Below are 15,647 nucleotides of genomic sequence, written 5' to 3' on the forward strand. Positions count from 1 at the left end.
CAGGCGGGCCGTGTCCCGCAACGGTAAATGCCGCCATGTCGATTTTGCAGGCCATCAGAACCTTCTTCTTTTACCTGCTGTTGGGCACCAGTTCGTTTCTTTGGTGCACCCTGAGCTTTTTTATCGCGCCATTCCTGCCGTTCAAGGCGCGCTATCGTTTTATCAACGTTTATTGGTGCCGCTGCGCGTTGTGGTTGTCCAAGGTGTTTTTGGGTATTCGCTACGAGATTAAAGGCGCTGAAAACGTCCCGGACCAGCCCTGCGTGATTCTGTCGAACCACCAGAGCACCTGGGAAACCTTTTTCCTTTCGGCGTACTTCTCGCCCCTGAGCCAGGTGCTCAAGCGTGAGCTGCTGTACGTGCCGTTCTTCGGCTGGGCGATGGCCATGTTGCGTCCGATCGCGATCGACCGTGACAACCCGAAGGCTGCACTCAAGCACGTAGCCAAGAAGGGTGACGAGCTGCTCAAGGATGGCGTTTGGGTGCTGATTTTCCCGGAAGGTACCCGGGTGCCGTATGGCACTGTGGGCAAGTTTTCGCGAGGCGGCACCGCGTTGGCGGTCAATGCCAACCTGCCGGTGTTGCCGATTGCACATAATGCCGGCAAGTTCTGGCCGAAGACCGGTTGGGCCAAACGTGCAGGCACCATCACCGTGGTGATCGGCGAGCCGATGTACGCCGAAGGTGAAGGCCCACGTGCCATTGCCGCGCTGAACGACCGTGCCGCCGCATGGAATGAAGCGCAGCAGCGTGCTATGGGTTCGTTGCCTGCACAGGCTGCCGTGGTTGAAACACCTGAGGTTTGAGGATCTGTGGATAACCTGTGTACGGTTTGTTGGCGAATGCATGTTTTTGATTCATAACAAGCTGATTTACTTACATATTTCTCAAGCTCATAAAATCTCGAAAAACGTGCATAAGTTTTTTGCGCATTAAAAAACCGGTCCTTGTGACCGGTTTTTTATGCACAGGCAAACAGTCCGTTTTTCACTCATCAAGCAGCGGCAGTTGCAGGCTGAAGGTTGAGCCTTTACCCAGCTCGCTTTCACACGTGATGCGGCCGCCATGACGCTCCACCACGGCCTTGACCATGGTCAATCCCAACCCCAGCCCCTCAACGCCTTGGGCCGAGTCGAAGCGTCGATACTGGCTAAAGAGTTCGGGCAAGTCTTCTGGCGCAATGCCAGGCCCCTGATCGCTGATGCTGCATTCCAACCACCCTTGCGTACAGCCATGGCTCAACGTCACGGTGGTGCCGGATGGGGAGTATTTAATAGCGTTCTCCAGCATGTTGAACAGCGCCCGAGTCAGCAGTGATTGATCGGCAGAGATCATGCTCTCATCTGCCTCGTCCAGGTCGTGCACCAAGTGAATGCCCTTGAGCTGCGCAATCACCGCCACCTGATCAAAAGCATCCATTACCAGCATGGCAAACAGTGAGGGATGGAAGTGGTAGCCGTCAGCTTCGGCTTTGGCCAACTGCACGAAAGACTCGGTGAGGCTCAAGGCGCGCTTCACCTGTTGTTCGATCTGGGAAAAGATCGGGGACTCACCGTTGTGCACATCCAGCATCGCCAGGATCGCCGAGTGTGGCGCACGCAGGTCGTGGGAAAGGAAGCGCAGCATCGTCTCGCGGTGCAATTGGGCTTCACGCTCCTTGCTCAGGTCCGTCAGGCTCAGCAGCCAGCCGAGGGCAACGTCGCCTTCTGCCGGCAGCAACGGCGCGAGTTCCATGCGCAGGCTGCGTTGGTGGATGTCACGGAACTCTACGAGTTCCAACACTGACAGGGCAGGGCGCACGCCATTGTGCAGCGGTGGATAGCCGAGGTCGGCCAGTTGCTCGAGCAGGTTTTCACTCACCAGGTCATTACCGAACACCTCACGCGCAATTCGGTTAGCCAGCAGGATGTTGCCTTTTGGGTCTGTGATCAGGGTTGCCACCGGCAAGCATTCCAAACCGTCCGCCATAAACCGTCGGGTGTCGCGTGTACGGCTTACCGCTTGTTCCAGGGCAAAGATCCGCGCTTGCAATACATCACCCTTACTGGCGGGCGCACGGCGACGTTCAGGGAGCACCTTGGGTTCGTTATCCAACCGCGCGAGCTCCCAGCCGAAGTAGGCAAGGATCACGCTGAGGCGGCGCCAATTCCAGATCAGGTAGCTGAGCAGCAACCCAATCAAACACGCAGCAGGCGACCACCAGTAGTCCAGGCGCAACAACACCCACGCGCCAAGCAACGCCGTCGTCATGCACCCCAGGGTCATCCACAGCGCATAGCGGGGGCGGTATAACAACAGGCCCAGCAGCAGGGCAACCAACGCTGTCGCCATGAGTGCCGACAACCCGCCAGGAAGGTCAACGAGGCTGCGCCCTAGCAAGAGACCATTCAGGACGTTGGCCTGGATCTCAACGCCGGCCGTCGTGCCGACCGTAGAGGAGAGCGGCGTAACGAAGCGATCACCCATACCGGATGCGGTGGAGCCCACCAGGATAAGGCGACCGCGCAGGCGCTCTGGAGGCACTTCACCGCGTAATACGCTGGCGTAGGACACACTGGGAAAGTGGGCACTGGCAGCGACGAAAGGAATACGAATGGCATTCTCCCGGTGCCAGTACTGGCTGATCGGCTGCAGGGGCTTTCCAGGCATTTCAGAGACTTGTCCGCTCGCCGTGTAGGCGATCCATGCCAGTTGCGGCGCCATGTTATCGGGCGGGCCTTCGCGCAAAAACAAGCTGCGGACTATGCCGTCGCTGTCCGCTTCGACATTGATATGCCCAAGGCCTTTCGCGCAATCGAGCAACGGCAACATTTTCGCGTCCGGTTGGCTGTAGCTGGTGACTTCTTCACGCAGCAGCGGCAACACAACATTGCCGGCACGACACACGGCTGCTGCGAGGCGTTGGTCGTTGGCGGGTACACCGGGCTCATTGAAAATCACATCGAACAGGATGGCTGACGGTTGCGCAGCACTCAGGCGATCAATCAGGTCCGCGTGCAAATTGCGCGGCCAGGGCCAGCGTCCCAGCTCTTTCAAACTTTGGTCGTCAATGGTCACCAGCAAGATACGTGGATCGACTGGCAGTGGCGCCAGACGTCGAAGGCTGTCGTACAACGGGTTGTTCAACGCCAAGCCCGGGCTCAACGATAGGTAAGCAGTGATAGGTAACAACAGCAGCCCTATCCACAACCACTCGCGAACCAACCCATGGAATAAACGTTGGGCGTGGGTGGGTTGGCGTTTCTCGGCCTTGTGCAAAAACATCATTGGTCAACCGCCGGAGGCCTGGACCTGGGTTGCAGGTGGGTAGTAGAAGATGTCATAGACCCCGGTTTCCCCCTCCAGGCCGTCCGCGTCATAGGCCGACAGGCGCACGTGATAAAACGATGCTTTGAGCCCAGTGAAGCGCATTTTCGGCTCACTGGAAAAGTTTTCCTGCTTGATGTTCAAGAAGGCCGTGTCGGTAGCAACCTGCGCGCGATAACGCTGTGCGCCGGGTAATGGCCGCAGGTACAAACTCCAGATTGGTGCCTCGCCTTTCTGGCCATCCTGACCAATCAACTCAGGCGCAGGGAGAAGGTTCACTGGCTTGAGTTCACCTTGTGCTTTGATCAGCAAACCTTGTCGCGCGTCCACCTTGACCTCACCTTCGACAGGCGTGGTTTTGATTTTGCGATTGACCGCCACCTGTCCGTTGAGCACTTCCAGAACCGATTGCTCGCCGTCGCTGCGAACGCGAAAGTGTGTACCTCGCACGCCCAGGACGCCCACCGGTGTCAGTATCTGGAAGCGATCATAGTCACTGGCCCGCTTGATCACATACGTCTCGACTTGGCCTTGCTCCAGAATAACTTGGGGAATCGACTGTTTATCTACCAAGTGCACTCGCACTTGCGAGCTGGAGGGCAGCACCACTCTGGAGCCGTCCCCGAACAGAAGGCTGACAAACGCCGATGTCGATGTCTTCACGCCTTCTTGCTCATCAATGGTCATGCCTTCCTGCAGCGGCTGCGCTTTACCCTTGGCATCGAGCTTCCAGGCTTCCCCGGTCAGATGCTGCACAACCGCCGGCAACGGTTGCGCACGACATAATGATTGATCGTCGATGTAGGCAGCGCGGTGCACCGTAGAAGCCTGCGTAGCACCTATGACCAAGATCAGTAATGAGGGCAGGGCACGGCATAATCGGTTAGCAGAAAAGGTCATGGCGCTCATCACGTTGGTAGTTCGAGAAGGCAACTGGCATCAAGACGCACATGTTTGCGAAAGCGCATGTGTCGGCTGATCCTTTTCCTCTGGGATGGGAGCCGGTATCTTTCCCACTTAGGTACGGAAGACTTTAAACGGATTAACAGCCCTTTGATATCAGCGTACCGACAGATCCAATGAGGCGTTGAGTCTGGCCACAATTATTCAGATTCACCCACCGACCCTGCGCAGTATGTAGGTGATTGAACAGGCCGTCGGCTGCCGTATTTTTTTGGAAAAGGACCCACCCATGCGTGTCGCAATACTGGACGATGAACCCGCTGAATTGCGTCGGGTTGAACAGACACTGCGACAGATCCCAAGCACCGCAGAGCAACCCTGGTCACTGCATTGCTTTGAGCGCGGTGAAGATCTGTTGCGTCAACTGCGCCGGGAAACGTTTGACCTGTTGATACTCGACTGGCAATTGCCCGATATCACGGGTATCGCACTGCTGCGCTGGACGCGCGAACACATGGACTCACCGCCTGCCGTAATCATGCTCACCAGCCGGGATGCCGAGAGCGATATCGTCACGGCGTTGAACAGCGGGGCGGATGATTACGTCAGTAAACCCTTTCGGCCTAACGAACTTAAAGCTCGGGTCAGTGCCGTCTTACGTCGTCATGGGCTGCAAAAGTCAGCCAGCAATGAGCTGCAAAGCTTCAACGACCTGACCTTTGATGACGCCGAATTGACGGTTACGCGAGCAGGCAAGCCGATCAATTTAACCGAGCGAGAGTATCGATTGGCCAGTTGCTTGTTTGCCAACCTGGCTCGACCACTCTCTCGCGAATACCTGTATGAACGGTTTTGGTCCCATGAGGAAATGGTGTCTTCAAGGCCACTGGACACTCATATCTATCGGTTGCGTAACAAACTGGGATTGACTGCCGACAGAGGCTGGCAACTGCTGACGATCTATGGATACGGCTATCGATTGGAAAGTGTTGCGGCTGCGACCCCAAGCTAAAACAGTGATGTTCCACGTGGAGCATTTGAAAATCAGCTATTCATCACCCAATAAAAAAGGCCAACGCTGAGCGTTGGCCTTTTTGTTTTAGCCGCGTTACCGGGTGCATGCAGGTTCGAAAAATAGACGATTCGGGAGGCCCGCTGACCAGGATAGTTTTTTCGCGGATAAACAAAACCCCTACCTGTATGCGCAGGTAGGGGTTTCGGAATTTAATCTTGACGATGACCTACTCTCACATGGGGAAACCCCACACTACCATCGGCGATGCATCGTTTCACTACTGAGTTCGGGATGGGATCAGGTGGTTCCAATGCTCTATGGTCGTCAAGAAATTCGGGTACTGAGTCGTGGCCAGTTGGCCTCGCTTCAGCAAATTGGGTATGTGATAGCTTTCGGTGTTTTGTGAAATTCGAACTTTCGGTTCTATCGTCTTCACACACCGCAATCTGATGCTTCTGCTTGTTTCCAAGTCAGGAGTAGTCAAATTGCTTGGGTGTTATATGGTCAAGCCTCACGGGCAATTAGTATTGGTTAGCTCAACGCCTCACAGCGCTTACACACCCAACCTATCAACGTCGTAGTCTTCGACGGCCCTTCAGGGGACTCAAGGTCCCAGTGAGATCTCATCTTGAGGCTAGTTTCCCGCTTAGATGCTTTCAGCGGTTATCTATTCCGAACATAGCTACCCGGCAATGCCACTGGCGTGACAACCGGAACACCAGAGGTTCGTCCACTCCGGTCCTCTCGTACTAGGAGCAGCCCCTCTCAAATCTCAAACGTCCACGGCAGATAGGGACCGAACTGTCTCACGACGTTCTAAACCCAGCTCGCGTACCACTTTAAATGGCGAACAGCCATACCCTTGGGACCGGCTTCAGCCCCAGGATGTGATGAGCCGACATCGAGGTGCCAAACACCGCCGTCGATATGAACTCTTGGGCGGTATCAGCCTGTTATCCCCGGAGTACCTTTTATCCGTTGAGCGATGGCCCTTCCATACAGAACCACCGGATCACTAAGACCTACTTTCGTACCTGCTCGACGTGTCTGTCTCGCAGTCAAGCGCGCTTTTGCCTTTATACTCTACGACCGATTTCCGACCGGTCTGAGCGCACCTTCGTACTCCTCCGTTACTCTTTAGGAGGAGACCGCCCCAGTCAAACTACCCACCATACACTGTCCTCGATCCGGATAACGGACCTGAGTTAGAACCTCAAAGTTGCCAGGGTGGTATTTCAAGGTTGGCTCCACGCGAACTGGCGTCCACGCTTCAAAGCCTCCCACCTATCCTACACAAGCAAATTCAAAGTCCAGTGCAAAGCTATAGTAAAGGTTCACGGGGTCTTTCCGTCTAGCCGCGGATACACTGCATCTTCACAGCGATTTCAATTTCACTGAGTCTCGGGTGGAGACAGCGCCGCCATCGTTACGCCATTCGTGCAGGTCGGAACTTACCCGACAAGGAATTTCGCTACCTTAGGACCGTTATAGTTACGGCCGCCGTTTACCGGGGCTTCGATCAAGAGCTTCGCGTTAGCTAACCCCATCAATTAACCTTCCGGCACCGGGCAGGCGTCACACCCTATACGTCCACTTTCGTGTTTGCAGAGTGCTGTGTTTTTAATAAACAGTCGCAGCGGCCTGGTATCTTCGACCGGCATGAGCTTACGGAGCAAGTCCTTCACCCTCACCGGCGCACCTTCTCCCGAAGTTACGGTGCCATTTTGCCTAGTTCCTTCACCCGAGTTCTCTCAAGCGCCTTGGTATTCTCTACCCAACCACCTGTGTCGGTTTGGGGTACGGTTCCTGGTTACCTGAAGCTTAGAAGCTTTTCTTGGAAGCATGGCATCAACCACTTCGTTAACTAAAAGTTAACTCGTCATCAGCTCTCGGCCTTAGAATCCCGGATTTACCTAAGATTCCAGCCTACCACCTTAAACTTGGACAACCAACGCCAAGCTGGCCTAGCCTTCTCCGTCCCTCCATCGCAATAACCAGAAGTACAGGAATATTAACCTGTTTTCCATCGACTACGCTTTTCAGCCTCGCCTTAGGGACCGACTAACCCTGCGTCGATTAACGTTGCGCAGGAAACCTTGGTCTTTCGGCGTGGGTGTTTTTCACACCCATTGTCGTTACTCATGTCAGCATTCGCACTTCTGATACCTCCAGCAAGCTTCTCAACTCACCTTCACAGGCTTACAGAACGCTCCTCTACCGCATCACTTACGTGATACCCGTAGCTTCGGTGTATGGTTTGAGCCCCGTTACATCTTCCGCGCAGGCCGACTCGACTAGTGAGCTATTACGCTTTCTTTAAAGGGTGGCTGCTTCTAAGCCAACCTCCTAGCTGTCTAAGCCTTCCCACATCGTTTCCCACTTAACCATAACTTTGGGACCTTAGCTGACGGTCTGGGTTGTTTCCCTTTTCACGACGGACGTTAGCACCCGCCGTGTGTCTCCCATGCTCGGCACTTGTAGGTATTCGGAGTTTGCATCGGTTTGGTAAGTCGGGATGACCCCCTAGCCGAAACAGTGCTCTACCCCCTACAGTGATACATGAGGCGCTACCTAAATAGCTTTCGAGGAGAACCAGCTATCTCCGAGCTTGATTAGCCTTTCACTCCGATCCACAGGTCATCCGCTAACTTTTCAACGGTAGTCGGTTCGGTCCTCCAGTTAGTGTTACCCAACCTTCAACCTGCCCATGGATAGATCGCCCGGTTTCGGGTCTATTCCCAGCGACTAGACGCCCTATTAAGACTCGCTTTCGCTACGCCTCCCCTATTCGGTTAAGCTCGCCACTGAAAATAAGTCGCTGACCCATTATACAAAAGGTACGCAGTCACAGAACAAAGTCTGCTCCCACTGCTTGTACGCATACGGTTTCAGGATCTATTTCACTCCCCTCTCCGGGGTTCTTTTCGCCTTTCCCTCACGGTACTAGTTCACTATCGGTCAGTCAGTAGTATTTAGCCTTGGAGGATGGTCCCCCCATATTCAGACAAAGTTTCTCGTGCTCCGTCCTACTCGATTTCATGACTAAGAGATTTTCGCGTACAGGGCTATCACCCACTATGGCCGCACTTTCCAGAGCGTTCCGCTAATCTCAAAGCCACTTAAGGGCTAGTCCCCGTTCGCTCGCCACTACTAAGGGAATCTCGGTTGATTTCTTTTCCTCAGGGTACTTAGATGTTTCAGTTCCCCTGGTTCGCCTCTTACGCCTATGTATTCAGCGTAAGATAACCATCTTATGATGGCTGGGTTCCCCCATTCAGACATCTCCGGATCAAAGTCTGTTTGCCGACTCCCCGAAGCTTTTCGCAGGCTACCACGTCTTTCATCGCCTCTGACTGCCAAGGCATCCACCGTATGCGCTTCTTCACTTGACCATATAACCCCAAGCAATCTGGTTATACTGTGAAGACAACATTCGCCGAAAATTCGATAATACTCAATTACGAGTAACTCACAAATTTTACCTTAGCCTGATCCGTTACCAGTGAAAGTAACGTTCAGTCTATCTTTCTATCACATACCCAAATTTTTAAAGAACGATCTAATCAAAGATTAGAAATCAACATTCACCATCATCACAATGGAATGCTCATTTCTAAGCTTTCATGCAACACAGTCACTCTCTTACTTAGAGAGCACACTGATCGTCTTCTTCAATGAATCAAGCAATTCGTGTGGGAACTTATGGAGCAGCTGATGTCGTCGATTAAGGAGGTGATCCAGCCGCAGGTTCCCCTACGGCTACCTTGTTACGACTTCACCCCAGTCATGAATCACACCGTGGTAACCGTCCTCCCGAAGGTTAGACTAGCTACTTCTGGTGCAACCCACTCCCATGGTGTGACGGGCGGTGTGTACAAGGCCCGGGAACGTATTCACCGCGACATTCTGATTCGCGATTACTAGCGATTCCGACTTCACGCAGTCGAGTTGCAGACTGCGATCCGGACTACGATCGGTTTTATGGGATTAGCTCCACCTCGCGGCTTGGCAACCCTCTGTACCGACCATTGTAGCACGTGTGTAGCCCAGGCCGTAAGGGCCATGATGACTTGACGTCATCCCCACCTTCCTCCGGTTTGTCACCGGCAGTCTCCTTAGAGTGCCCACCATTACGTGCTGGTAACTAAGGACAAGGGTTGCGCTCGTTACGGGACTTAACCCAACATCTCACGACACGAGCTGACGACAGCCATGCAGCACCTGTCTCAATGTTCCCGAAGGCACCAATCTATCTCTAGAAAGTTCATTGGATGTCAAGGCCTGGTAAGGTTCTTCGCGTTGCTTCGAATTAAACCACATGCTCCACCGCTTGTGCGGGCCCCCGTCAATTCATTTGAGTTTTAACCTTGCGGCCGTACTCCCCAGGCGGTCAACTTAATGCGTTAGCTGCGCCACTAAGAGCTCAAGGCTCCCAACGGCTAGTTGACATCGTTTACGGCGTGGACTACCAGGGTATCTAATCCTGTTTGCTCCCCACGCTTTCGCACCTCAGTGTCAGTATTAGTCCAGGTGGTCGCCTTCGCCACTGGTGTTCCTTCCTATATCTACGCATTTCACCGCTACACAGGAAATTCCACCACCCTCTACCATACTCTAGTCAGTCAGTTTTGAATGCAGTTCCCAGGTTGAGCCCGGGGATTTCACATCCAACTTAACAAACCACCTACGCGCGCTTTACGCCCAGTAATTCCGATTAACGCTTGCACCCTCTGTATTACCGCGGCTGCTGGCACAGAGTTAGCCGGTGCTTATTCTGTCGGTAACGTCAAAACACTAACGTATTAGGTTAATGCCCTTCCTCCCAACTTAAAGTGCTTTACAATCCGAAGACCTTCTTCACACACGCGGCATGGCTGGATCAGGCTTTCGCCCATTGTCCAATATTCCCCACTGCTGCCTCCCGTAGGAGTCTGGACCGTGTCTCAGTTCCAGTGTGACTGATCATCCTCTCAGACCAGTTACGGATCGTCGCCTTGGTGAGCCATTACCTCACCAACTAGCTAATCCGACCTAGGCTCATCTGATAGCGCAAGGCCCGAAGGTCCCCTGCTTTCTCCCGTAGGACGTATGCGGTATTAGCGTCCGTTTCCGAACGTTATCCCCCACTACCAGGCAGATTCCTAGGCTTTACTCACCCGTCCGCCGCTCTCAAGAGAAGCAAGCTTCTCTCTACCGCTCGACTTGCATGTGTTAGGCCTGCCGCCAGCGTTCAATCTGAGCCATGATCAAACTCTTCAGTTCAAACATCTTTGGGTTTTTAAGAAACCCTAAACTTGGCTCAGCAATCGTTGGTTACATCTTTGATTTCTCGCGGAGTAACTTGTGATGCTGATAATCTTGTTGACTATCAGTCTGACTCCACAAGCACCCACACGAATTGCTTGATTCAGTTGTTAAAGAGCGGTTGGTTAAGATCTTTCGTCTCAACCGAGGCGCGCATTCTACAGCACCTCAGCCGCTAACACACTTAATATTTTATGATCTTTTAACAAAATCAAATACTTAAGTAGCAACTCTGTTCAAGTTGCTCGTCAGCGGGAGGCGAATAATACAGTATTCAAATACGTGGTCAACCCCCCATCTAAAAATTATTTTTCCCATACTAAAAGCCGGGCTTTTGTTATCAAACGCCCCAAGACCTGTAAGCAAATAATGTGGGCAAAAAAAAGCCCGCTGTGCGCGGGCCTTCTTCGTAGGGTCGGCCTATCAGTGATGATTAGCCGAACCACTTTGTGACCTACACCTGATCAGAAGTCCAGGTTGGACACCGCCAAGGCATTGCTCTCGATGAAGTCACGGCGAGGTTCGACCGCATCACCCATCAGGGTGTTGAAGATCTGATCTGCGCCAATGGCGTCTTCGATGGTCACGCGCAGCATGCGACGCTGTGCTGGATCCATGGTGGTTTCCCACAACTGATCAGGGTTCATCTCGCCCAGACCTTTGTATCGCTGAATGGTGTGACGCTTGGTGCTTTCCGCCATCAGCCAGTCCAAGGCTTCCTTGAACTCCTTGACCGCTTTCTTACGCTCGCCACGTTGAATGTAAGCACCATCATCCAGCAAGGTGCTCAACTGCGCGCCGAGGGTCACGACCGTCTTGTAGTCATTACTGCCGAAGAAGTCGCGGTTGAACGTGACGTAATTCGACAGGCCGTGGGAGATCAACTCAACCTCTGGCAGCCACACGTTACGTTCACGGTCTTCACGCAGACTGGCTTTGTACACCAGGCCAGACTTCTCAACAGTGCGCAGGCGTACTTCGTACTGAGCCAGCCACTCTTGCATCGCTGCATGATCACCCAACTGCTCCAGACTGACGGCCGGCAGGTAGATGAAGTGCTCGGTCAGTTCCTGAGGGTACAGACGCGATAGACGCTTGAGGGTCTTCATCACCATACGGAAGTCGTTAACCAGACGCTCCAACGCCTCACCGGAGATACCCGGTGCTTCGTCGTTCAAGTGCAGGCTTGCATCTTCCAGGGCCGACTGCGTCATGTACTCTTCCATGGCGTCGTCGTCTTTGATGTACTGCTCTTGCTTGCCCTTTTTCACTTTGTACAACGGCGGCTGCGCGATATAGATGTAGCCACGCTCAATCAGCTCAGGCAACTGACGGAAGAAGAAGGTCAGCAGCAAGGTACGGATGTGCGAACCATCGACGTCAGCATCGGTCATGATGATGATGTTGTGGTAGCGCAGCTTGTCGATGTTGTACTCATCGCGGCCAATGCCGCAGCCCAACGCCGTAATCAAGGTGCCGACTTCCTGGGAGGAAATCATCTTGTCGAAGCGGGCCTTCTCTACGTTGAGAATCTTACCTTTCAACGGCAGGATCGCCTGGGTGCGACGGTTACGACCCTGCTTGGCGGAACCGCCAGCAGAGTCACCTTCCACCAGGTATAGCTCGGAGAGCGCTGGGTCCTTCTCCTGGCAGTCAGCCAACTTGCCAGGCAAGCCAGCAATATCCAGCGCGCCTTTACGACGGGTCATCTCACGGGCTTTACGCGCCGCTTCGCGAGCACGTGCAGCGTCGATCATCTTGCCGACGACCAGCTTGGCTTCGTTCGGGTTCTCCAGCAGGAAGTCGGAGAAGTACTTGCCCATCTCCTGTTCCACGGCGGTCTTCACCTCGGAAGAAACCAGCTTGTCTTTGGTCTGGGAGCTGAACTTGGGATCCGGCACTTTCACCGAGATAATCGCGGTCAGGCCTTCACGCGCATCGTCACCGGTGGTGGCGACTTTGTGCTTCTTGGCCAAGCCTTCGGCTTCGATGTAAGTGTTCAGGTTACGCGTCAGTGCGGAACGGAAACCCACCAAGTGAGTACCGCCATCGCGCTGTGGAATGTTGTTGGTGAAGCACAACAGGTTCTCGTTGAAGCTGTCGTTCCACTGCAGGGCGATTTCCACGCCGATGCCGTCTTCACGCTGAATGTTGAAGTGGAACACTTGGTTGACCGCGGTCTTATTGGTGTTCAGGTATTCAACGAACGCGCGCAGACCGCCTTCGTACTTGAACAGTTCTTCCTTGCCGCTGCGCTCGTCCTTGAGGACGATACCCACACCGGAGTTGAGGAAGGACAGTTCGCGAATCCGCTTGGCCAGGATGTCCCAGCTAAAGTGGATGTTCTTGAAGGTTTCAGCCGATGGCTTGAAGTGGATCTGCGTACCCGTGGATTCACTGTCGCCAACGATTTTCATCGGCTCTTGTGGCACACCATGGACGTACGTCTGCTCCCAAATCTTGCCGCTACGGCGAACGGTCAGGATCAGCTCTTCGGACAGTGCGTTCACTACCGACACACCTACACCGTGCAGACCGCCGGAGACTTTATAAGAGTTGTCATCGAACTTACCGCCGGCGTGCAGCACGGTCATGATGACCTCAGCCGCTGAAACACCTTCTTCTTTGTGCACATCGACCGGAATGCCGCGACCGTTGTCGCGCACCGTGATGGACTCATCCGGGTGGATGATAATGCTGATGTCGTCGCAGTGACCGGCCAAAGCTTCGTCGATGGAGTTGTCGACCACCTCGAACACCATGTGGTGCAGACCGCTACCATCATCGGTGTCGCCGATGTACATACCGGGACGTTTGCGTACGGCATCCAAACCTTTCAGCACTTTAATGCTGGTCGAGTCGTACGTGTTTTCTTCGCTCATGCCTTCACTCCCGATGGTCGTGGGTCTGGGTGATACGGCCCTGTTCCACGTGGAACAAAGCGACTGGCGTTTCCGTCTGCCAGCCTTCCCTCAATAATTCGTGGTCTACACAGGTGATAAACACCTGGCAGCGTAAGTCTTCCAACAAGCGGCATAACGCTCGGCGGTGTTGTTCGTCTAGTTCAGACGGCAAATCATCCACCAGATAAATACACTGACCGCGCCGGGCTTGGCTAACCAAGTGCCCTTGGGCAATACGCAGCGCGCACACCACCAACTTCTGCTGACCACGGGACAAGATATCCGCGGCATTATGAGCGCCTAGTCTAAGACGCAAATCAGCTCGTTGGGGCCCCGCCTGGGTATGGCCGATCTGCTGATCCCGTTGCAAGGACGTGGCGAGCACCGCGCTCAGTTCACGCTCTTTATCCCAACCACGGTAGTAGCTCAGCGTCAGCCCTTCGAGATCCAACAACTCACTCAAGGTCTGCTCAAAGACTGGTTTCAAGGCTTTGATATAGGCACGGCGGTATTCATCTATTTCGTCGCTGGCCAGGCACAGTTCCCGGTCCCAGGCCGCTTGCGAAGCGGCGTCAAGTGTACCATGCCGCAGCCACGAGTTCCGCTGCCGCAGGGCCTTCTGCAGGCGCTGCCAAGTGGCCATGAACCGCGGCTCCACATGGAAGACGCCCCAATCGAGGAACTGTCTGCGGATTTTCGGCGCACCTTCCAGAAGGCGAAAACTGTCAGGGTTGATCAGTTGCAACGGCAGGATTTCGGCCAGTTGCGCGGCACTACGGGCGTTTTGCCCGTCGATGCGAATTTGAAACTCCCCCTGGCGATCACGAGATATCCCCAGGCTGCTACACCCACCCTCAGCCAATTCGACTTGGCCAAATACCGTGCACGCCAACTGCTCGTACTGAATCACCGGCAATAGGCGAGCGCTGCGAAAGGAACGTGCGAGGCCCAACAGGTGAATGGCTTCCAGCACACTGGTTTTGCCACTGCCATTGGCGCCGTGGAGGATATTGATGCGAGGTGATGGGGAGAAGGTCACCGGGTGCAGATTGCGCACCGCGGTGACCGAGACGCGACTAAGGGACATCTAGCTTCTGCTGAGCATGATTACAGGCGCATCGGCATAACAACGTAAGCCGAGTCGTCGTTGTCGGATTCCTGCACCAGGGCGCTGCTATTGGAGTCCGACAGAATCAGGCGAACCTGTTCGGTGGTCATTACACCCAGCACGTCCAGCAGGTAGCTCACGTTAAAGCCGATTTCGAGCGAGCCGCCGTTGTAGTCGACACCCACTTCTTCTTCAGCCTCTTCCTGCTCCGGGTTATTGGCCTGAATTTTCAGCTGACCGTTGGCCAGTTGCAGGCGAATACCACGGTACTTTTCGTTCGACAGAATCGCAGTACGGCTGAACGCTTCACGCAGGGCCTGACGATCACCAATCACCAGCTTGTCGCCACCTTTAGGCAGCACGCGCTCGTAGTCCGGGAACTTGCCATCAACCAGCTTAGAGGTGAAGGTGAATTCGCCAGTGGTAGCTCGGATGTGGTGCTGACCCAGGACGATGCTGACATTGCCATCCGGCTCGGTGAGCAAACGCGCAAGCTCAAGAATACCTTTACGCGGCACAATCACCTGGTGACGGTCAGGCTGGCCGATATCGGCCTTCATCGAGCACATGGCCAGACGGTGACCATCGGTGGCAACGGCGCGGATAATGCCTTCCGATACTTCCAGCAACATGCCGTTGAGGTAGTAACGTACGTCCTGCTGGGCCATGGCGAAGCTGGTGCGCTCGATCAAACGGCGCAGCTTGCTTTGCTCCAGGCTGCAGGTCAGCGAGCCCGGGCCCTCTTCCACCGTTGGGAAGTCGTTGGCAGGCAACGTCGACAGGGTGAAACGGCTTCGACCGGCCTTGACCACCAGCTTCTGCTCATCAACCTTGATGTCGATCAGCGCGTCGTTGGGCAGGCTCTTGCAGATGTCCATCAGCTTGCGTGCTGGCACAGTGATTTCGCCCGGCTCAGCAGGCTCTTCCAGTTGAACACGGCCAACCAGCTCGACTTCCAGGTCGGTACCGGTCAAGGACAATTGCTGGCCTTCGACCACCAGCAATACGTTGGAGAGCACCGGCAAGGTCTGTCGGCGCTCGACGACGCCTGCGACCAGTTGCAGGGGTTTCAACAGGGCTTCGCGTTGAATGGTGAAATGCATGGTCT

Annotated in this window: 7 protein-coding genes and 3 rRNA genes; 2 read left to right on the top strand and 8 right to left on the bottom strand. The window is 54.4% G+C overall.

Features of this window, described 5'->3' with window-relative positions; genetic code table 11:
* Positions 1 to 35 precede the first annotated feature (35 nt).
* Positions 36 to 806, top strand: coding sequence for a lysophospholipid acyltransferase family protein (locus tag JFT85_RS15845; protein WP_053253609.1), 771 nt, complete (start codon positions 36 to 38; stop codon positions 804 to 806).
* A gap of 181 nt (positions 807 to 987) precedes the next feature.
* Here the strand turns inward: JFT85_RS15845 and JFT85_RS15850 are convergent, their stop codons facing one another.
* Complete coding sequence (locus JFT85_RS15850; RefSeq protein ID WP_169876319.1) at positions 988 to 3,267, bottom strand: CHASE2 domain-containing protein; 2,280 nt, start codon at positions 3,265 to 3,267, stop codon at positions 988 to 990.
* A 3-nt stretch (positions 3,268 to 3,270) separates the two neighbouring features.
* Entirely contained in the window at positions 3,271 to 4,206 is a 936-nt protein-coding gene (locus tag JFT85_RS15855; RefSeq protein WP_169876317.1) for a FecR family protein, read from the bottom strand.
* A 292-nt stretch (positions 4,207 to 4,498) separates the two neighbouring features.
* Here JFT85_RS15855 and JFT85_RS15860 point away from each other — a divergent pair, with 292 nt between their 5' ends.
* On the top strand, positions 4,499 to 5,221 hold the full coding sequence (locus JFT85_RS15860; RefSeq protein ID WP_053253606.1) for a response regulator transcription factor: 723 nt from the start codon (positions 4,499 to 4,501) through the stop codon (positions 5,219 to 5,221).
* Positions 5,222 to 5,437: 216 nt separating this feature from the next.
* Here JFT85_RS15860 and rrf read toward each other — a convergent pair.
* The 6 genes from rrf to dnaN form a co-directional block, all read right to left on the bottom strand.
* Positions 5,438 to 5,553, bottom strand: a 5S ribosomal RNA gene (gene rrf / locus JFT85_RS15865).
* Between the two features lie 171 nt (positions 5,554 to 5,724).
* A 23S ribosomal RNA gene (locus JFT85_RS15870) occupies positions 5,725 to 8,616 on the bottom strand.
* A gap of 333 nt (positions 8,617 to 8,949) precedes the next feature.
* A 16S ribosomal RNA gene (locus JFT85_RS15875) occupies positions 8,950 to 10,486 on the bottom strand.
* Together the 16S, 23S and 5S rRNA genes form the textbook arrangement of a ribosomal RNA operon.
* A gap of 506 nt (positions 10,487 to 10,992) precedes the next feature.
* A complete protein-coding gene (gene gyrB, locus JFT85_RS15880) occupies positions 10,993 to 13,410 on the bottom strand; it encodes a DNA topoisomerase (ATP-hydrolyzing) subunit B (RefSeq protein WP_053258804.1) in 2,418 nt (805 codons plus the stop codon).
* A 4-nt stretch (positions 13,411 to 13,414) separates the two neighbouring features.
* Positions 13,415 to 14,518 carry a DNA replication/repair protein RecF gene (recF, locus tag JFT85_RS15885; protein ID WP_053258803.1) on the bottom strand — a complete coding sequence of 368 codons (1,104 nt, stop codon included), beginning with the start codon at positions 14,516 to 14,518 and terminating at the stop codon, positions 13,415 to 13,417.
* A gap of 20 nt (positions 14,519 to 14,538) precedes the next feature.
* Positions 14,539 to 15,642, bottom strand: coding sequence for a DNA polymerase III subunit beta (gene dnaN, locus JFT85_RS15890; protein ID WP_053258802.1), 1,104 nt, complete (start codon positions 15,640 to 15,642; stop codon positions 14,539 to 14,541).
* Positions 15,643 to 15,647 lie beyond the last annotated feature (5 nt).

Origin of the sequence: Pseudomonas sp. TH04, assembly GCF_016651355.1 — a bacterium.
GTDB classification, from domain to species: Bacteria; Pseudomonadota; Gammaproteobacteria; order Pseudomonadales; family Pseudomonadaceae; genus Aquipseudomonas; species Aquipseudomonas fluorescens.

Excerpts from the sequence above, each read along its gene's own strand:
- JFT85_RS15845 (WP_053253609.1), top strand. The coding sequence starts at position 36 with ATGTCGATTTTGCAGGCCATCAGAACCTTCTTCTTTTACCTGCTGTTG.
- JFT85_RS15850 (WP_169876319.1), bottom strand. The coding sequence starts at position 3,267 with ATGATGTTTTTGCACAAGGCCGAGAAACGCCAACCCACCCACGCCCAA.
- JFT85_RS15855 (WP_169876317.1), bottom strand. The coding sequence starts at position 4,206 with ATGACCTTTTCTGCTAACCGATTATGCCGTGCCCTGCCCTCATTACTG.
- JFT85_RS15860 (WP_053253606.1), top strand. The coding sequence starts at position 4,499 with ATGCGTGTCGCAATACTGGACGATGAACCCGCTGAATTGCGTCGGGTT.
- gyrB (WP_053258804.1), bottom strand. The coding sequence starts at position 13,410 with ATGAGCGAAGAAAACACGTACGACTCGACCAGCATTAAAGTGCTGAAA.
- recF (WP_053258803.1), bottom strand. The coding sequence starts at position 14,518 with ATGTCCCTTAGTCGCGTCTCGGTCACCGCGGTGCGCAATCTGCACCCG.
- dnaN (WP_053258802.1), bottom strand. The coding sequence starts at position 15,642 with ATGCATTTCACCATTCAACGCGAAGCCCTGTTGAAACCCCTGCAACTG.